We start from the raw sequence: 17,950 nt of genomic DNA on the forward strand, positions 1-17,950 counted from the left end.
TTATCCCCTGCGTTGCTCGAAGTCGGCCATGAAGTCGATCAGCGTATCGACGGCCGCTTCGGGTACGGCGTTGTAGAGGCTCGCCCGCATGCCGCCGACGCTGCGGTGGCCCTTGAGGTTGAGCAGCCCGGCTTCCTCGGCTTCGGCCAGGAACGGCTTGTCGAGGCGCTCGTCGGCCAGCACGAAGGGTACGTTCGTGCGCGAACGATTGCGCAGGGCGATGGGGTTGGAATAAAGGCCGCTTTCATCGATCGCTGCATACAGCTTGGCTGCCTTGCGCGCGTTGATGTTCGCCATGGCCTCGAGCCCGCCGATGTCATGCTTGAGCCACTGGAACACCAGCCCCGCCAGGTACCAGGCGTAGGTGGGCGGCGTGTTGACCATGGAGCCCGCCTCGGCCACGGCCTGGTAGTCGAACAGGCTGGGAATGCGCTCGCAGCGCTGGTCGAGTAGGTCGTCACGCACCAGCACCAGGGTCAGACCGGCGGGGCCGATGTTCTTCTGCGCCCCGGCATAGATCAACCCGAAGCGCGAAACGTCGAGCGGCTCGGCCAGAATGCTCGAGGAGTAGTCGCACACCAGCGGTACGCTGACGTCGGGAATATAGTCGAACTCGAGCCCGCCGATGGTTTCGTTGGCGGTGTAGTGCAGGTAGGCGGCGTCACTCGACAGCGCCAGCTCCGCCTGGGTCGGCACTTCGGTGTGGCCGCTGGCCTCACTGGAACCCGCCAAGTGCACGCCAAAGCCAAGATGCTTGGCTTCCGCCAGCGCCTTCTTGCCCCAGATGCCGGTGTAGAGGAAGTTGGCCGTGCCGCCCTGCCCCAGCAGGTTCATCGGCACCATCGAGAACTGCAGGCTGGCGCCGCCCTGCAGGAACAGCACCTTGTAGTTCTCGGGTATGGCGAGCAGCTCGCGCAGGTCGGCCTCGGCCTGCTCGGCGATGGCCACGAACTCGGGCGAGCGGTGGCTCATTTCCATCACCGAGAGCCCGCGGCCGTGGTAGTCGAGCATTTCTTCCCGCGCGCGCTCCAGCACCGCGGTGGGCAGCGCCGCAGGACCGGCGCAGAAGTTATAGTGGCGTGTCATCAGCGTCGTGGTTCCGTTCTGCTCATTTCGTGTCGAGGCGAGATGAGCGCCCTAGCAGACGATGAGCTAACCCGGCGACCAGCCTGCGCGAGGGCGCTGTAAACCCCTCCCTGGGAGCTACTTTTGCCATCCATGGCAAAAGACCCTCGCTTCGACTGGTCCCCGGCGCTCATCGCTCGGCATGGCGCGGCAGGCCTTTACTCGTCGTTTTTGGTCTCGCCCATGTTGCCATTCTCCTCCGCGCCCTGCTCCGGCGAATCCGTTCCATCGGACGGTGCTGTCTCTTCGGACTCACCCTCGATGACTTCGCTCTCGACCTCCTCGGGCTCGTCGATACGCACGGTCTTGACCAGCTTCTCGTCGTTGCCCAGGCGGATCAACATCACGCCTTGGGTGTTGCGCGAGGTGATCGAGACTTCATCGACACGGGTACGCACCAGGGTGCCGCGATCGGTGATCAGCATCATCTCGTCGGCCGAGTAGACCTGCATGGCCGCCACCAGGGAGCCGTTGCGCTCGCTGGTCTGCATGGCGATCACGCCCTGGCCGCCGCGCCCGCGCAGCGGGAATTCCTCGAGCCGGGTGCGCTTGCCGTAGCCGTTCTCTGAAGCGGTGAGGATGTAGATCTGGCCGCCATTGCCGTTCTCCAGCGCAGCGGCCTCTTCGGCTTCCGTCTCGCTGTCGGCATCGGCATCGATCTGCTGGCTCTGCGGGATGATCAGGCTGATCACCTCGGCACCGCCGAGCAGCCGCATGCCGCGTACGCCGCGGGCGGTACGCCCCATGGCGCGTACGTTAGTTTCCTCGAAGCGGATCGCCTTGCCGTTGGACGACAGCAGCATCACATGGTCGTTGCCCGAGGTAATCGCGGCGCCCACCAGGCGGTCGTCTTCCTCGATGTCGATGGCAATCAGGCCGACGCTGCGCGGACGCGAGAACTGGTCGAGGCTGGTGCGCTTGACGGTGCCCTTGGCGGTGGCGAAGAAGATGTAGCAGTCGGGACTGTAGTCCTTCACCGGCAGGATGGCGTTGATCGCCTCGCCCTCATCCAGCGGCAGCAGGTTGACCAGCGGCTTGCCGCGGGAACCACGGCTGGCGGCCGGCATCTCGTAGACCTTGAGCCAGTAGACCTTGCCCTTGTTGGAGAACAACAGCACCGTGTCGTGGGTGGAAGCCACCAGCAGGTGCTCGATGACGTCCTCGTCCTTCATCGAGGTGGCCGATTTGCCACGCCCGCCGCGGCGCTGGGCCTGGTAGTCGGAGAGCGGCTGGGTCTTGGCGTAGCCGGTACGCGAAACCGTGACCACCATGTCTTCTTCGGCGATCAGGTCTTCGATGGAGAGGTCGAGATGGCTGGCCTGGATCTCGGTGCGCCGCGCATCGCTGAATTGGTCGCGCACCGCGGTGAGCTCCTCGCGGATCACCTCGAGCAGGCGCTCGCTGGAAGCGAGAATGGCCGTAAGCTCGGCGATCTTCTCGAGGATGCCCAGGTACTCGTCGAGCAGCTTTTCCGTCTCTAGCCCGGTCAGGCGATGCAGACGCAATTCGAGGATGGCCTGGGCCTGGGCCGGCGAGAGGCGGTATTCGGTGCCGGTGGTATTAAGGCCGAAGCCCTCTTCCAGTTCCTCGGGCTTGCACGAGGTGGCCCCGGCACGCTCGAGCATGGCGGTGACCTGGCCGGGCGGCCATACCTTGTCGAGCAGCTTCTCCTTGGCCTCGGCGGCGCTCGGCGAGGCCTTGATCAGCTCGATCACCTCGTCGATGTTGGAGATGGCGACGGCCAGGCCTTCGAGGATATGGCCGCGTTCACGCGCCTTCTTCAGTTCGAACAGGGTACGCCGGGTGACGACTTCCCGGCGGTGACGAATGAAGGCCTCGAGGATTTCCTTGAGGTTGAGTATCTTCGGCTGGCCGTTCTCGATGGCGACCATGTTGATACCGAAGACATTCTGCAGCTGGGTCTGGGCGAAGAGATTGTTGACCACCACTTCGCCGGATTCGCCGCGCTTGATCTCGATTACCACGCGCAGGCCGTCCTTGTCGGACTCGTCGCGCAGCTCGGCGATACCTTCGATCTTCTTGTCCTTCACCAGCTCGGCGATCTTTTCGATCAGCCGCGCCTTGTTCACCTGATAGGGAAGCTCGGTGATGATGATGTGGTCGCGGCCGGTCTTGTCGTCATGCTCGATAGTGTGGCGAGCGCGCACGTAGATGCGGCCGCGGCCGGTACGGTAGGCCTCGAGGATGCCGGCGCGGCCGTTGATGATGCCGGCCGTGGGGAAGTCGGGGCCCGAGATGTACTCCATCAGGTCGTCGACGGTCAGTGTATAGTCATCAATCAGCGCCAGGCAGCCGTCGATCACCTCGCCCATGTTGTGGGGCGGGATGTTGGTGGCCATGCCGACGGCGATACCCGAGGAGCCGTTGATCAGCAGGTTGGGCACCTTGGTCGGCAGCACGTCGGGAATGCGTTCGGTGCCGTCGTAGTTGTCGACCCAATCGACGGTGTCTTTCTCGAGGTCGGCCAGCAGCTCATGAGCGAGCTTGGCCATGCGCACTTCGGTGTAACGCATCGCCGCGGCGCTGTCGCCATCGATGGAACCGAAGTTGCCTTGGCCGTCGACCAGCACGTGACGCATGGAGAAATGCTGCGCCATACGCACGATGGTGTCGTAGACCGCGCTGTCACCATGGGGGTGGTACTTACCGATGACGTCGCCCACGACGCGGGCCGACTTCTTGTAAGCCTTGTTCCAGTCGTTGCCGAGCTCGTGCATGGCAAACAGCACACGCCGGTGCACCGGCTTGAGGCCGTCGCGCACGTCCGGCAACGCTCGGCCGATGATCACGCTCATCGCGTAGTCGAGGTACGACTGCTTCAGTTCGTCCTCGATGTTGACTGGCAGAATCTCTCTGGCGATGTCACCCATGGGTCGTCGAATCCTTTGCGCTTCAAGCAGATTGGCACATGAGAGCTATGCGCCATTACAGCCTGCCATCATACCACCGCAGGCAACACAAAGGCAGCGTGAGGCACAGGGCACAGGAAGGCTGGACAGGGCCCGCGAGATATTGGCGTGGCTTAGCTTTCTTTGGGCAACACCAGCGGCTCCAGTGCCTGGCGAATCTCCCCTTCGATGGCCATGGACTGCTTGGCGCGTACGTCGAGCAGCACGAAGGTGAGGTCGGCATCGGTTATCTGCTGGCCGTCGCCGATGCGACGGATCTCCTGGTACATGCGTGCGCTGCGGCTACCCAGCTCTGCCACACGGGTGAGCACCTCGAGGTCATCGCCGGCTACCGCCGCCTGGCGATAGTTGATGTTGAGATTGACCGCCACAAGCGCCGGGTTGCCTGAAGCGAAATGCCGGGCAAGCTCGGGACGGTCGTCGAAGTAACCCCAGCGCCCTTCTTCCAGGAACTCCAGGTAGCGGGCATTGTTGACGTGGCCATAACCATCCAGGTGATAACCACGTACGCGCAGGGTGACGCGGGAAATTCGCTTGTCCACGGGCGATACTCTCCTTCCTTTACTAGTGACGATCCCGCTCGATTCTAGGCTCGCCTTCACTCCGAATTCAAACAAGAGTTTGAATTCTCTCTCTGGTTCCGGCGAGAAAGCCACAAGTGCCACTGGAACCCACGTTCCCCCTTCGCCATAATATGCGTCCTTTACGCTCAGGAAATGCGCCATGTGGTTCAAGCACTTGCACCTTTACCGCCTGCACGGGTCGGCGGGGATTCCCGCAGCCGACCTGGAAGCCGCCCTGGCCGAGCAGGCGGCACGTACGCCCGGCAGTCAGGAAGCCAGGCGCGTTGGCTGGTGCCCTCCCGCCGGGCGCGCCGGTACCGCCCTGCTGCACGAGCTGCAGGGGCAACGCTTGATGACCATGCTGCGCCATGAGCGGCTGCTGCCCGCCGGCGTAGTGCGCGAAGAGCTGGAAGAGCGCGGCGCTGACATCGAGGCCCGCGAGGGCCGCAAGCTGCGCCGCCAGGAGAAGCAGGAACTCAAGGAACAGATCTACGAGGAGTTGTTGCCGCGCGCCTTCATCCGCAGCCAGAAGGTCGACCTGTGGTGGGATACGCGGCGCAACCTGATCGCGGTCAACACCAGCTCGCGCAAGCGCGCCGAAGAGGCGCTGGATCTGCTGCGTGAGACGCTTGGCAGCTTGAAAGTCACGCCGCTGGCGACCCAGACCCTGCCGATGCGTGCCATGACGCAGTGGCTTGCCGAAGAAGACTCTCGCCCTGCCTCGCTGCAGCTCGGCGATCAGGTTGAGCTCAAGGCCAAGGGCGACGACGGCGTACTGCGCGCGCGCCAGGTGGATCTGGACAGCGACGAGATCCAACAGCTGCTCTCTGCCGGTAGGCAGGCCAGCCGCCTGGGGGTCGAGGTCGAGGGACGGCTCGCCTATGTGCTGCACGATGACCTGACGCTCAAATCCCTGCGGTTCAGTGACGCCCTGATCGACGAAGCGGGTGAGATCGAGGACGATGGCGATGCCATCGTGCGTCTCGAAGCCGACTTCATGCTGATGGCCCAGGCCCTGGCCGAAGAGGTGGAACAACTGATCACTTGGCTGGGCGGCGAGGCCAATGCCGCCCCGCAGGAAAGTGAATGATTCAACCTGGCAACCAAGACACACAGATGACCGACACCGCGACAGGCACGACTTCAACGGATCCCTGGGCCGATATCCGCCCCTACCGGGACGACGAGGCAGCAGCGGTACTGGCTAAACTGGCCGCAAACCGTGAGCTGCTCGATGCCCTGACCCGCTACCGGCTGCCGCGCCTGAGCCGCACGCTGCCTTGGTTGGCGCGCGCCCTGGCCTCCTACGCGATTCGCCGCGAGACCCGCGACGTAAACAGCGTGCGCGATTTTCAGATGCGCGTGGCGTATTACATGGAGCGCATGATCCGCACCTCCACCGACGATTTTCGCGTCGAGGGACTCGAGCACCTGAACCCGGATACTGCCTACCTGTTCATCGGCAACCATCGTGACATCTCGCTGGATCCGGCCTTCGTCAATTACGCCCTGCACCAGGCCGGGCGCGATACGGTGCGCATCGCCATCGGCGACAACCTGCTCAAGAAGCCCTACGTGACCGACCTGATGCGGCTCAACAAGAGCTTCATCGTGCCGCGTGCCCTGCGCGGCAAGCGCGCCATGCTGGCAGCCTATCAGAACCTCTCGAGCTATATTCGCCATTCGATCACCGAGGACAATCACTCGATCTGGATGGCTCAGCGCGAGGGACGCGCCAAGGACGGCATCGACCGTACCGATACGGCCATCATCAAGATGCTGACCATGGCCAGGCGCCAGGAGGATCGTAGCGCCCCCATCGGCGATGCCATCGCCGAGCTGCGCATGGTTCCGGTGTCGATCAGCTACGAGTACGACCCCTGCGACCTGCAGAAAGCGCGCGAACTACACGCCATTCACAGCCAGGGCAGCTACGAGAAGAGCGAATTCGAGGACATTAGCTCCATCGTGGCAGGCATCACCGGCCACAAGGGGCGCGTGGAACTGCGCTTTGGCGAGCCACTCGGTACCGGCTTCGACACCCCGGAAGCGGTGGCCGCCGAGATCGACCGCCAGGTGGTCGGTGGATACCACCTCTTCCCCAGTCACTACCTGGCTTTGGAAGCGTTGGGCGATGCCCCCGAGCTGCTGGACATGAGCGAGGTCAGCGACGTCGACCGGGCACGCTTCCAGGCGCGCCTGAACGATGTGCCTGCAGAGCTGCGCGACTGGTGGCTGACCCAGTATGCCAACCCCGTTCGCAACAAGGCGGCACGGCTCGCTGGCCGTGACCTGACAGCGCCGTGAATACGCTCACTCACCAGCCACCCGACCGCGGCGCCCAGGCGCGTGAGGCACACCGGGTCACTCTGGTTGGTGCGGTGATCGACCTTGCGGTCGGCCTGCTCAAGCTCGTCACCGGCATGCTGGTTGGCTCCGCCGCCCTGATCGCGGACGGCATTCACTCCTTCTCCGACCTGGTGACGGATGCCTTCGTGCTGGCGGCAACCCACTTCGGCCGCCAGGCGCCGGACAGCGACCATCCCTATGGCCACGGCCGGATCGAGACGTTGGCCACCCTGTGGCTGGGCAGCGTGTTGATCTTCGTCGCCGGTGGCATTGCCTGGGCCAGCCTCACCCGGCTGATGGCAGGCGAGCCGATTCCCGAACCGGGGCTTTGGGCCATCGGGGTGGCCGTCATTTCCTTGATCGCCAAGGAGTGGATCTTCCGCTTCACCCTCGCCGTGGCGAAGCGCGTTCGCTCGCGCCTGCTCGAAGCCAATGCCTGGCATTCACGCTCGGATGCGCTCTCTACCGGCGTGGTGCTGGTCGGCCTGGTGGCCGCCCAGTTCGGCGCAGGCTGGGTCGATGCCGTGGCAGCCATCATCGTCGGCGTCATGGTCGGCCAAGTGGGCTGGCGGCTGTTGTGGGAATCTGGCCGGGAATTGATCGATACCGCCCTGCCGGAAAGCGACCAGGAGCAGATGAAGGTCATCGCGGAAGCGGTACCCGGCGTGGACAGCGTTCACGACCTGCGTACCCGCTCGGTGGGCAGCCATGTGGTGCTCGACCTGCATATCGTGGTGCCGCCGCGCCTGACCGTTTCCGAGGCCCACGAGATCGGCAATGCGGTGAGCCGGCAGCTACGCAACGCCTACCCTGAACTGGCCGACGTGACCTTCCATATCGACCCGGAAGACGACTCCGAGCAGATCGAACACAGCCTGCGCCCCGGCCTGCCCCTGCGTCAGGACGTGGAGAACATGCTCGACGAGGCCTGGCAGGATTGCCCCGTGTGGCAGGACCGTGTTGCCCTCGACCTGCACTATCTCGCGGAACAGATCGATATCTCGGTCTACGTACACGAGTTACCACCCCAGCAGAGCCTGGAAGACGCCGCCCGTGAATTGCGCGAGGCCGCCCAGGAGCTGGCCTGGGTGGGCAGACTGCGAGTATGGCAAGGGCCGGGTAAGGGGTAGGTCAGTGGCGTTGTCATGACCTATGAGCTCTTAACGCGCAGTCCAGGCGGGGACTCTTTCGCGAGGATGCATTTCAGCTATTTCATTGGCTGAGTCCCCTTCTTCCGGTCGGTCGATGTCCCGATAAGTCATGAACCGATACCCGCCGCTGCTCTGGTTGGGTTGGCGGTTGCGATAGGCCATTTCTTCCGGCTGCTTGTCATGCAACCCGTAGGCGAATAACAAATCGATGGGCTCGAGGAGTTCAGGAGGGGACTCTTCACGAGTCCATCGATGCCAGTTTTCTGCCAGGACGAGGTTTTCGCGCAGCACGGCTCGGGCATGCCGCCGCGTGTTGCTGTCGGGCGAGTTGAAACGACTGCGTATGTGCTGAGCTTCGCTGTCGACCTGCTCCAGCCATCCCCATTTTGCCTTCAAGTCGGCGAGCCCCGCATCGATGTCGGCCCGCTCTGCTTCTTCCCGTTCCCATTGGTCTGAATCCATGGTGAGAGAAGAAGTCACCGCCCCCAGCGTGTGGTTGTAATAACGGTTGGGTAGCGCATCCTCTCGATTCTCAAGTATGGCCAAGGCTTCGCGATAATCGCGATAGCGCAGAGCCAACCAGGCCAGGTAAATCAGCGTATGGAAGCGAAAGCTCTCCACTGTCGGGCTTCGGTGGCCCGATGTCTCCCGCCGGTAATGGAGGGCCATCGCCATCAACGAGTAGCCTTCTATCCGGTCGTTCAGCTCGAAAAGCTGCGCTGTCATGGCATCCTTTTCACGCAGTCTTTCTAACGAGGGAAAGGGAACTCCTGCTCGCGTTGCCTGGCGATACATGCGGTGTAATGTAGCCCGAGATAGCTCGGCACTGTTCTTCTGCTCATCGGAAACCAGACCGCCGCCGATGTCTTCGCTGATGCCTGGGCAGAGCTCTTCGCGCCAGTTGGCGTTATGTCCACCCAAGGGGCGGCAGCGACGATAGAAACGTCGCTCATGAGCGGCAATCAAATGCAGGGCACACTGGCAACCCGAATGCAGGGCGCCGCCATCGTCGAGCACCGGCATGAGCGGATGAAACCAGTCGAGCGGCCCCATCTCTGCGTGGGTACGGTCCACACAGTCGAGAAGCCCAACGAAGCCTACCGTGACTTCGGCGCCCTCATAGCGATAGGCCTCTCCATCGCGCTCGCATACGTCGTCCAGCAATTCGCGCACAAAGGCCTTGGCCAAGGCGGCACCGAAGTCGAAGCCAAAGACGGATACCCGAATCCGTGAAAGCGGTAGCTGACTGCTTCGCTGCACATCACTCACGCTGCTTTTAAAGTCTTGTATCGCTGCGGATTGACGGGTATGGGATCCGCTCATCAGCAGATTGGCGGCCAGGGAACTGTCACGAATGGGTGCGAAGGCCTCCGCCCCGGTGCGCACAACGGAATTGCGTGCCTGCTTGAGCCAGTTCCAAGGTTGGGTGATGTCTTTCTTGAATGAATTGCCGAACACTTCCCACCAGCGACCGTTATGGTTTCCCGATGCGGCATCCTTGGCTGCCTCGGTCACACTACTACGCAACTGGCCATCCCGAGTTGCTTCCCCTTCGCTGGGAATGCGGTGGGCCGCGCCTACTAGGCTCTCCGAGAGACTGGCTTCGAAAGGGGTACCGAGACCCGAATAGTAGTGTTTCCTGAAAGCAATGCTCAGCTCGTCATCTTCACGCCAGAAGTGAGCCAAAAACATTCTTCCGATGTTGCTGGTTCTGCTTTTTATTATATCCTGTTCAAGGTTTCGCTCGGCGGTCTCAATGACGAAGTGCAACACCTGACCCATCAGGTATCGTGTTGCCATGCCTCATTGCTATCGCCACCTCACTGCTGAAGACCGAGCCGCCATCATGATGATGCGAACCACCCACTCGATCCGGGCCATCGCCGCTCACTTGGGGCGCGCGCCAAGTACCGTGTCACGGGAGCTTGCTCGCCATACGGTCGATGCCAGCAGAGGCTACGATGCCAGCCTGGCAGGCTATAGAGCTCGGTTGGCGCGTCACCGGCCACGTCAGCAACCAAAGCTGCATCCCGGCAGCGAGCTATTCGATTTAGTCGCCTATCTGCTGCGCCAGTACTGGTCACCGCAGCAGATCGCCAGCACACTGTCACTCATGTTTCCTGATGATAATCGCCGCCAGGTCTCCCACGAGACCATCTACAACGCGCTCTATGTGATGCCCCGAGGCTCTCTCAAGAAAGAGCTCATCGCCTGCTTGCGGCAGGGCAACGGCAAGCGTCGGCCGCGCAGCCGGGGTAAAGACCGGCGTGGCCAGATCCCGGACCTGGTTAGCATTCATATGCGGCCGCCCGAGATCGAAGACCGCCTGATGCCCGGCCACTGGGAAGGTGACCTGATCATGGGAGCCAACAACCGATCCGCTGTCGGCACGCTGGTGGAGCGCACCACGCGCCTGGTGATACTGGCCAAACTGGACGGCACGACGGCCACCGCCGCTGCCATCGGGTTCAGCGACAAGCTGAACGAGGTCCCACGCGCCTTGCGGCTCTCCATGACCTACGACCAGGGCAGGGAGATGATGCAGCATGCCGAGATCACACAACGGACCGGGACGGCCATCTATTTCGCCGATCCCCATAGCCCGTGGCAACGAGGCTCTAACGAAAATACCAACGGTTTGTTGCGGCAGTACCTGCCGAAGGGCACGGACCTGTCGGTCTATAGCCAGGAAGAGCTCGATGCCATTGCGGATTCCTTGAACACACGACCGCGCAAGACATTGGACTGGCGAACGCCTCTGGAAGTCTATTCCGAGGTGCTCAAGAAATCGGTCGCTGGACCGGGCACCCTTCAATAGTGTTGCGCTTGGAACTTGAGACCGCCCTCTATTCCATCGAAGAAAAAACCAATCTCTAGTTTCTTTCGGCAATCTACCCCTTGAACCAAAGCTGCTCCATCACTAACCCGCAAATTAATAGCCTGGATGCATGAGAGGTCGTGTTGATTGATCACTTACCAAACTCCTCACGATACTGATCAAGCTTTGGAGATCTGATCTCTGAACTCCAGACGAGATCAACCTTGTTACCCGGCAGGAAATGTACATGCAGATACTGGTCACCTCGGGTATGCTCTGGCATGGGCAAATTAATACTATGACGTTCTTCTACTATGCCTTGACGTTGCTGCTCTCCGGTCATGCTGAGTATCCAACTCACCTCAGCACTATCGCCTTTGAATGACCAACAACAGGTAGTACCGCCATTACCTCCCCAGTTACCGTTCACCCAGTAGCTAAAAATGGGCCGGTCCGTATGGTTATACCCAGCCAGCCTTCCACTGGCTGATTTCTGAAAAAGTGCTTGCCAGGCCAAGGCAAGCACTACCAAACCAACCATAACGACCTGCATCCATATCGGAATCAGGCGAAAAAATCGATTCATGGCCCAATTAGCGAGCATCGGCTTCTCCATACTTGGCTTCGAGCAGTTCCAACAGCGTCTTTTCACCCAAGGAAGCTTGCTGCAACAAGACCTGCATTTCTTCCGATTGCCAGGCTTCTTCCCCCTGGCTCAATTGAAGGTAGACGTAGGTGCGCCGATCCGAGCCACGCAACAGCCCCCGCCTATCGGCACCCTCCAGAGCCCTTGCTACCAGGCGGGGACGCTCGCAGTTGCAAACATGCAGGAACAGGTCAGGAGCGCTTTCGACCAGCACAGCCGTAAGCCCCATGACTTCCGTATCACCATGCAACGCTGCCCATAGGTCGTCGTCGACTTTCAAATGCCAGTTTCCTGAAGGCTTGCGTTGTTCTAAACCCGGCAAAGCTACCCATTCGTTTCCATTGGCTCGATACCACCAGCGCTCGATGCCACCGAACAGCGCCTCACGGCACTCTTCCGGCGCCTCGGCGTGCAGCCGCTCGATCAGCTCCGCCATATAGAAACGCAGCAGGGAACGGTTACCTGACTGATTCTCGACCACCATGGCATGAGCCAGTTGAGCTGCCAGAAGCTGCCCTTCGAGTCTGCTCTCGATCCAGGCATGAAGTGCACAAGAGAGCGAGTCGAGGTGCTGCCACGAACTGAGGCACGCATCGCTGACTTCGAGTAACCAGGGTCCTTCTCGCTTGAGATGGGGTTGGGTGTCGTCATCGATCAACGCCCAGAAGGGGCTATCGCTACCGAAACTATCGAACAACTCGGTACGTGCCGCCGGAACGAGAGTGGCCATTTCGATCACAGCGTAGCGCCTTATCCCGCTGGGCAGAGCGGCCTCCCGCCATGCATCGGGTATCAGGTCACCGTTCATGGACTGTTCTCCGGCACGGCGTATTGGCCCTCCGCGATGGCCTTTTGCCAGCACTCTTCGCACACCTCCGGTACTCTCAGGCGAGTGGTACGCAATGGGTCGTGCGTAATGGCTTCAATCTGGTCGTGCCCCTCCGGCACCGCCCTCCCCGGCAGCAATGGCACCTCAGTCGCCTGTCCGGTGCCCGAGCCGGGACTGCCGCCGGCGTTGACCTTCACCGTGGGCCCGACGAGGGTCACGCCGCTGGCGTCGAGCTTGAGGAAGCTGCCACCGGCGTTCAGCGTCAGCTCGCTGCCGGCTTCGAGAACGACCTTGTGGCCGGCCTTGATGTGCAGTTCGCGGCCACTCTCGCTGAGCCAGGCCTGGCCGGCCTTGACGTGCAGCGTACCCTGCACCGTGAGGTGCTGGTTGCCGTCGGTCTGCTCGTGCCGGTTGCCGCGCACGGTGTGGTGTTCGTCGCCGTCGATCTCGCCGATGCGGTCGTGATGCACGCTGAGGAAGCTGTCGTTGCCGATCTCTTCGGTGCGGTCGTTGTTGGTGAGCAGTTCCAGGTCCTTCTGGGCGTGGAGCCAGATTTGCTCTTCGTCGGCCTGGTCTTCGAAGCGAAGTTCATTGAACCCTTCGCCCTGGTGACTCTGGGTGCGGATGACGGTGCGGGTCTTGTGCGCCGGCAGTTCGTAGGGCGAGGTGTTGACGGCGTGGTAGGTGCGCCCGGTGATCAGCGGCTGATCGGGGTCGCCCTCCAGGTAGCTGACCACCACCTCATGCCCGATCCGCGGGATGGCGATACTGCCGTAGCCACCGCCGGCCCAGCCCTGGCTGACGCGCACCCAGGCACTGGGCGCTCTTCCAGCGGCTTCGCCTTCAGCCCCGGCGGTATTGGGCTCGGCGTAGCGGTCCCAGGGGAACTGCACCTTGACCCGGCCGTGTTCGTCGCAGTAGATCTCTTCGCCTTCGGGGCCGACGACGAAGGCGATCTGCGGGCCGTCGACACGGGGCTTGGGGTTGGGCTCGGGGCGCCAGGCGCGGTCGGCGGGGGTGAGGACCAGGGTGTTGTCGAACTTGGTCATTTGCCCCAACCCCGCCGCGTCACCCTGGGTGACACCATCTTCCTCAAGGGCCTGGGGCTGGCTGCCGTTGTGGGTGACCTTGATGACTTGCCAGTCGCGGTTGAGCTCGTCGAGATCGTGGTCGGTGAGGGTGAAGCGCGTGCCCGGGGCGAGCTCGGGCAGGTCGCTTTCGGCGCTACAGGTCAGGGCGTCGTTGCGCAGGTGCTCGAGGCGAATGCGGGTGAAGGCCTCGCCGGAGGCGTCGGCCTTGTAGCGGCCGGGGTAGTCGTAATGTTCGTAGTCGTCTCTTTGCGCATGCGCTTCCAGGCCCTCCGCGGCGTGTTCGTGAAGCTGCGCATAGGCGGGGTTCTTGAACGAGTAGTCCTTGAGCGTGACCGAGGCCGGGGCGACCCGGGCGAGCTGCTGGAGCTTGCGCACGTGGCGCTTGGGCGGGGTGCCGCCGGCCCGGCCGTGGTAGGTACGCTCGCCCAGGTGGGCCAGCGCCTGGGGCGCGTCGGCGAACACCAGGCGGTGGGCGGCGCTGGGTGTCTCGCCGCCCGTCTCGAAGCCTATCTCGAAAAACTCGTGAAAGTAGAACAGTCCCTCTTCGGCGGCCAGGCGCTGGATGAAGTCGAGGTCACTCTCACGGTACTGGGTCAGGTACTCCCGCTCGGCCGGTTCGCGGGTGGCGGCGAAGGCGACGTCGGTGAGGCTGCGTTCGTCGCATAGGGTGTTGAGCACGGTGAGCGGCGAGACCTGCTGGAAGATGCGCGAGTTGTGGCGCAGGCCGAGACGCCAGAGCGCCGGGCGGGCGACCAGCGAGTACATGGTGCGCCGGTGGCCGCGGTCGCCGCGACCGAACTCGCTGACGATGGCGTTGACCCGGCGCAGCACCTCGCCGTCCTGCCAGACGGTCAGGGTCACCGGGCGGTCGAGCAGCGTGCTGGCGGAGAGACTGCCGTCGCGGCTGGCGAAACGCACCGTGAGGGTGAAGGGCGCGGAGAGCGCCTCCTCCAGGGAGAAGTCGACCACCGCCAAGTCGGCCGCTCCGGCTCCGGCGAGCTCGAGGGTGAATTGCAATCCAGTTGCGTCGGCCATGGGCATGTTCCTTCAAGTCACCTGCTGAATGCGCTGGAGAAATACGCAAGGTTACGCAAGCGAAGCGCTGGAACAAGACGAACAGGGCACAAAGCGTTTTTGGCTGACGCAAGATGTCGGCAATATCTTACAAAACTCGACTGTAGCGACACATACTTCTTGCTGAGACAGGCCACTTGAGGCGCTGTAAGAAAGCCATGCCTATCGTGTTGGCGTTATCACTCCTCTATACTCGCCTAACAGCTTACATTCGCTAACATGCTTTGGCGCGCACGATGACGCATCGCCCTCCCCCACATGGCTTCAAGCCCGGTCGCCGCCGATTTCTGGCCGGCCTGGGGGGGCTATTGCTGGCCGCCGGGTTGGGCATCACCCCAACGGCACTCGAGGCCCGGATCGATCGCGCCCGCCTGCGTGACAGAATGCAGCGCCTGTATGGCAGTTCGGGCCTCACCATTCTCGAGGAGTGGTTCACGCTGCTCGACCGGCTGCAAGGTGTCGACCTCGACTTGCAGCTGCGCGAGGTCAATGACTTCTTCAATCGCCGGGTGCGCTGGCTCGAGGACGTTCAGATCTGGGGCGACGAGGACTACTGGGCCACCCCGCTGGAGACCATGGGCAAGCGCCAGGGCGACTGCGAGGACTACTCGATCGCCAAGTACGTGACGCTCAAGGAACTCGGCGTGCCCGGTTCTCGCCTGCGCATGATCTACGTTCGTGCCCGCATCGGCCGCAGCCAGATCGTGCAAGCCCATATGGTGCTGGGTTACTACGAGACGCCAACGGCGGTGCCTCAGATACTCGACAACCTCGTTCCTTCGATCACTCCTGCCACCCAGCGTACCGATCTCGACCCGGTATTCAGCTTCAACAGCCAGGGCCTGTGGGCCGGCGGTTCCAGCCAGTCGCGGGCCGATCCGGTGGCACGCCTGTCACGCTGGCGAAATGTGATCGAACGTATGCAGCAGCAGGGATTCATGTGATGACAAGGCCACACGACAAGAACCGATCGACGCAACGGAACAAATCAGGGCGTTCATTCCCGGGGGGAACGAAGACATGTCATTGATCAAGCAGCTCTGGCTTACCATCACGACACTGCTGCTGCTGGCTTTCGTTGGCAGCCTGCTCATCGGCGTGACGAGCAGCCGTCATTACATCGAGCAGGAGATAGAGATCAAGAACAATGACAACGCTAATGCCTTGGCCTTGTCGATGAGCCAGATGGAGAAGGACCCCGTCATTCTGGAGCTGCTGCTGGCCGCCCAGTTCGATACCGGCCACTACCAGCGCATCGAGTTGCGCGACGCCGAGGGAGAGATAATCGAGCAGCGCACCGCCGGCGAATATGTCGACGACGTACCTGCCTGGTTCGTCGAGCTGGTACGTTTCGATGTCCCAGCGGGCCATGCGGTGGTACAGAATGGCTGGCAGCAGTACGGTACCCTGGAACTGGAAAGCCAGCGCAGCTTTGCCTACCGCTCACTGTGGCGCAGTAGCCTGGAGCTGGCCGGCTGGTTCGCCCTTGCCGGCGTCGTTAGCTTGCTGCTGGCGGGCTGGATCGTGAGCACCATTCGCCGCCCGCTGCGCAACGTGGTCAGCCAGGCCCAGGCCATCGGCCAGCGCCGCTTCATGGTGGCCAACGAGCCGCGTACGCGTGAACTGCGGGAAGTGGTGCAGGCCATGAACCAACTCTCGGAAGCTGTACGCCGCATGCTGGGTGAAGAGAGCGACAAGCTCGACCAGCTACGGCGGCGCATGCAACACGACCCGGTAACGGATACGCTCACCCGAGCGCCTTTCCTGGATCAGTTGCAGGCGCATTTAAAGAGCGAGAAGGACGACGCCAGCGGCACCTTGGCCATGGTACGTGTCGCGCGCCTTGCCGAACTCAACCAGCAGCTGGGGCATGGGGCAACCGATACGCTACTGATTCGGGTCGCTCGACGCCTGGATCAGTTGGCTAACCTATACGGATACGGCACGGTGGGACGCCTCAACGGCAGCGATTTCGCCCTGACCTTACCACGTCATCACGATCTTGAAGCACTCGGCAACGACCTGGCGGAGCGCCTGCGCAGCCTGGGCGAGGAGTTCGGTGCTACCGTGTCGCTGCCCTCCGCCCTGTGCCAATACCATCAGGGCGAGAGCCGCACCCAACTATTGGCCAGCCTCGACGGTGCGCTGGCCGCCGCCGAGGCCCGCGGCGGAAACAGTCAAGAGATCGTCGACCAGCCTGCCAGCAGCGTGCTCTTCACGAACCATGACGAGTGGCGCGAGGCACTGACGGAAGCCCTCGATCAAGGTGTATTCCTGGCCCACTATCCTGTACTCGATGCACAGGGCCAACTGATCCACCACGAGGTGCCCTCGCGCCTGCGGCTGAAGGGGGAATGGCGCCCAGCGGGCGTGTTCCTGCCCTGGGTATCGCGCCTGGCCATGGCACCCTCGCTCGATCTGGCTGCGATTTCGGCTGCAATTTCGGACGTGGAGACTAGCGGCAAAGCGGTGGCGATCAACCTCTCGCCCGATTCGCTCAATGATGGCCACTTCGTCGGCGAGCTGCTCTCTCGTGTACGGGCGCGCCAGAGCATTGCAGACAAGCTGTGGTTCGAGCTGCCGCAGTCCGTAGCCTTGCAGCAACCGCAACCGCTGAAGACGCTATGCCATGCCCTGCTGGGGTTAGGCTGTCGGGTTGGCCTGGAACATGTCGGCACCCAATTCGGCAAGATCGAAGGGTTGCAGGACCTGGGCCTGAGCTTCATGAAGATCGATGGCGCCTTGAGCCAGGAAATCGAGAGCCGTAGCGATCAGCAGAGCTTGCTGCGAGGTATGGCCACGCTGGCCCACTCTCTCGGCATCATGGCTATTGCGGAAGGCGTGGAAAACCAGGGAGCCGCTGATACTCTCTTCGAGCTGGGGCTGGATGGGGTGACGGGCCCAGGGATCCGTGAACAGAGCGTTAACGGCGGTTGAAAATATCCCTTGTTACAAAAACGGCCAGCATTGCGTTGGCCGTTTTCGTTCATGGCATCAGATAGTGTCGTTATCCTCCTCCGACATCAGGCCCACGCTGTTCCTGCGCTTGCGCAACGACTGACGCTCCATCAACTTCTGCTGGGCCGGCTCGGGAAGATCGGTGAAGCTGATCACGCCCTTGTCCATCAGCACGTTGATCACGTCCTCGAGTACCCGCACGAAGGTCAGGTCGGACTTCGACAGCGCCAGGTTCTCGGCGTCATCTTCCGCGACGAAGCTTTGTAGCTCGGGTGAACACGGCGGCACGAATTCACGGCACTCAGCCGTCGCCTCACGGCTGACCTGCACGACTTGCCCCGATTCGTTGCGCTTGATGTACATGGCTTTGCCCTTGAAAGGTCTTTACGTAGAGTAACAAACGCCCTGCCTGGTGT

At 62.2% G+C, this 17,950-nt stretch carries 15 protein-coding genes; 6 read left to right on the forward strand and 9 right to left on the reverse strand.

What is annotated here, in order from left to right:
• From serC to HNO52_RS11805, 3 genes are all read right to left on the reverse strand, one after another.
• Positions 1–1,086: a 3-phosphoserine/phosphohydroxythreonine transaminase gene (serC, locus tag HNO52_RS11795; protein WP_197565500.1), complete on the reverse strand. Its 1,086-nt coding sequence runs from the start codon at positions 1,084–1,086 to the stop codon at positions 1–3.
• A gap of 197 nt (positions 1,087–1,283) precedes the next feature.
• Positions 1,284–4,016: a DNA gyrase subunit A gene (gene gyrA, locus HNO52_RS11800; RefSeq protein WP_197565501.1), complete on the reverse strand. Its 2,733-nt coding sequence runs from the start codon at positions 4,014–4,016 to the stop codon at positions 1,284–1,286.
• A 152-nt stretch (positions 4,017–4,168) separates the two neighbouring features.
• Positions 4,169–4,597 carry an acyl-CoA thioesterase gene (locus tag HNO52_RS11805; protein ID WP_197565502.1) on the reverse strand — a complete coding sequence of 143 codons (429 nt, stop codon included), beginning with the start codon at positions 4,595–4,597 and terminating at the stop codon, positions 4,169–4,171.
• Between the two features lie 181 nt (positions 4,598–4,778).
• Here HNO52_RS11805 and HNO52_RS11810 point away from each other — a divergent pair, with 181 nt between their 5' ends.
• Genes HNO52_RS11810 through HNO52_RS11820 form a run of 3 tightly spaced genes read left to right on the forward strand, consistent with a single transcriptional unit; the run spans position 4,779 to position 8,097 of the window.
• Positions 4,779–5,708, forward strand: a complete 930-nt coding sequence (locus HNO52_RS11810; RefSeq protein ID WP_197565503.1) for a recombination-associated protein RdgC — start codon at positions 4,779–4,781, stop codon at positions 5,706–5,708.
• A 26-nt stretch (positions 5,709–5,734) separates the two neighbouring features.
• Entirely contained in the window at positions 5,735–6,925 is a 1,191-nt protein-coding gene (locus HNO52_RS11815; protein WP_197565504.1) for a 1-acyl-sn-glycerol-3-phosphate acyltransferase, read from the forward strand.
• On the forward strand, positions 6,922–8,097 hold the full coding sequence (locus HNO52_RS11820) for a cation diffusion facilitator family transporter (RefSeq protein ID WP_197565505.1): 1,176 nt from the start codon (positions 6,922–6,924) through the stop codon (positions 8,095–8,097). The genes HNO52_RS11815 and HNO52_RS11820 overlap by 4 nt, the downstream gene beginning before the upstream one ends.
• Positions 8,098–8,127: 30 nt before the next feature.
• Here the strand turns inward: HNO52_RS11820 and HNO52_RS11825 are convergent, their stop codons facing one another.
• On the reverse strand, positions 8,128–9,918 hold the full coding sequence (locus HNO52_RS11825) for a T6SS phospholipase effector Tle1-like catalytic domain-containing protein (RefSeq protein ID WP_197565506.1): 1,791 nt from the start codon (positions 9,916–9,918) through the stop codon (positions 8,128–8,130).
• On the opposite strand from HNO52_RS11825, the gene HNO52_RS11830 reads away from it, so the two are divergent.
• Positions 9,917–10,936 (forward strand): IS30 family transposase, encoded by a 1,020-nt coding sequence (locus HNO52_RS11830; protein WP_197565507.1) that lies wholly within the window; start codon positions 9,917–9,919, stop codon positions 10,934–10,936. The two genes, HNO52_RS11825 and HNO52_RS11830, sit on opposite strands and share 2 nt — an antisense overlap.
• Here the strand turns inward: HNO52_RS11830 and HNO52_RS11835 are convergent.
• Genes HNO52_RS11835 through HNO52_RS11850 form a run of 4 tightly spaced genes read right to left on the reverse strand, consistent with a single transcriptional unit; the run spans position 10,930 to position 14,537 of the window.
• Positions 10,930–11,091: a hypothetical protein gene (locus HNO52_RS11835; protein ID WP_197565508.1), complete on the reverse strand. Its 162-nt coding sequence runs from the start codon at positions 11,089–11,091 to the stop codon at positions 10,930–10,932. The two genes, HNO52_RS11830 and HNO52_RS11835, sit on opposite strands and share 7 nt — an antisense overlap.
• Positions 11,088–11,540, reverse strand: coding sequence for a DUF3304 domain-containing protein (locus HNO52_RS11840; protein ID WP_232090255.1), 453 nt, complete (start codon positions 11,538–11,540; stop codon positions 11,088–11,090). The genes HNO52_RS11835 and HNO52_RS11840 overlap by 4 nt, the downstream gene beginning before the upstream one ends.
• Positions 11,530–12,390 carry a DUF4123 domain-containing protein gene (locus tag HNO52_RS11845; protein ID WP_197565510.1) on the reverse strand — a complete coding sequence of 287 codons (861 nt, stop codon included), beginning with the start codon at positions 12,388–12,390 and terminating at the stop codon, positions 11,530–11,532. The genes HNO52_RS11840 and HNO52_RS11845 overlap by 11 nt, the downstream gene beginning before the upstream one ends.
• A complete protein-coding gene (locus tag HNO52_RS11850) occupies positions 12,387–14,537 on the reverse strand; it encodes a type VI secretion system Vgr family protein (protein WP_197565511.1) in 2,151 nt (716 codons plus the stop codon). Before HNO52_RS11850 ends, HNO52_RS11845 begins: the two co-directional genes overlap by 4 nt.
• 275 nt (positions 14,538–14,812) lie before the next feature.
• On the opposite strand from HNO52_RS11850, the gene HNO52_RS11855 reads away from it, so the two are divergent.
• Together HNO52_RS11855 and HNO52_RS11860 are read left to right on the forward strand one after the other, a co-directional pair.
• The gene (locus tag HNO52_RS11855) at positions 14,813–15,520 is read left to right on the forward strand and encodes a transglutaminase-like cysteine peptidase (RefSeq protein ID WP_197565512.1); all 708 of its coding nucleotides are present in this window, start codon (positions 14,813–14,815) and stop codon (positions 15,518–15,520) included.
• A gap of 76 nt (positions 15,521–15,596) precedes the next feature.
• Positions 15,597–17,513, forward strand: coding sequence for an EAL domain-containing protein (locus tag HNO52_RS11860; RefSeq protein WP_197565513.1), 1,917 nt, complete (start codon positions 15,597–15,599; stop codon positions 17,511–17,513).
• A gap of 57 nt (positions 17,514–17,570) precedes the next feature.
• Here HNO52_RS11860 and HNO52_RS11865 read toward each other — a convergent pair whose 3' ends face one another.
• Entirely contained in the window at positions 17,571–17,897 is a 327-nt protein-coding gene (locus HNO52_RS11865; RefSeq protein WP_197565514.1) for a tryptophan synthase subunit beta like protein, read from the reverse strand.
• Positions 17,898–17,950 lie beyond the last annotated feature (53 nt).

Source organism: Halomonas sp. MCCC 1A13316, from assembly GCF_014931605.1.
Classification (GTDB): domain Bacteria; phylum Pseudomonadota; class Gammaproteobacteria; order Pseudomonadales; family Halomonadaceae; genus Halomonas.

Bases quoted from the DNA above. Each gene is read 5' to 3' on its own strand.
- HNO52_RS11850 (WP_197565511.1), bottom strand. From the start codon at position 14,537: ATGGCCGACGCAACTGGATTGCAATTCACCCTCGAGCTCGCCGGAGCC.
- HNO52_RS11825 (WP_197565506.1), bottom strand. From the start codon at position 9,918: ATGGCAACACGATACCTGATGGGTCAGGTGTTGCACTTCGTCATTGAG.
- serC (WP_197565500.1), bottom strand. From the start codon at position 1,086: ATGACACGCCACTATAACTTCTGCGCCGGTCCTGCGGCGCTGCCCACC.
- HNO52_RS11830 (WP_197565507.1), top strand. From the start codon at position 9,917: ATGCCTCATTGCTATCGCCACCTCACTGCTGAAGACCGAGCCGCCATC.
- HNO52_RS11815 (WP_197565504.1), top strand. From the start codon at position 5,735: ATGACCGACACCGCGACAGGCACGACTTCAACGGATCCCTGGGCCGAT.
- gyrA (WP_197565501.1), bottom strand. From the start codon at position 4,016: ATGGGTGACATCGCCAGAGAGATTCTGCCAGTCAACATCGAGGACGAA.
- HNO52_RS11810 (WP_197565503.1), top strand. From the start codon at position 4,779: ATGTGGTTCAAGCACTTGCACCTTTACCGCCTGCACGGGTCGGCGGGG.
- HNO52_RS11860 (WP_197565513.1), top strand. From the start codon at position 15,597: ATGTCATTGATCAAGCAGCTCTGGCTTACCATCACGACACTGCTGCTG.
- HNO52_RS11840 (WP_232090255.1), bottom strand. From the start codon at position 11,540: ATGCTCGCTAATTGGGCCATGAATCGATTTTTTCGCCTGATTCCGATA.
- HNO52_RS11845 (WP_197565510.1), bottom strand. From the start codon at position 12,390: ATGAACGGTGACCTGATACCCGATGCATGGCGGGAGGCCGCTCTGCCC.
- HNO52_RS11865 (WP_197565514.1), bottom strand. From the start codon at position 17,897: ATGTACATCAAGCGCAACGAATCGGGGCAAGTCGTGCAGGTCAGCCGT.
- HNO52_RS11855 (WP_197565512.1), top strand. From the start codon at position 14,813: ATGACGCATCGCCCTCCCCCACATGGCTTCAAGCCCGGTCGCCGCCGA.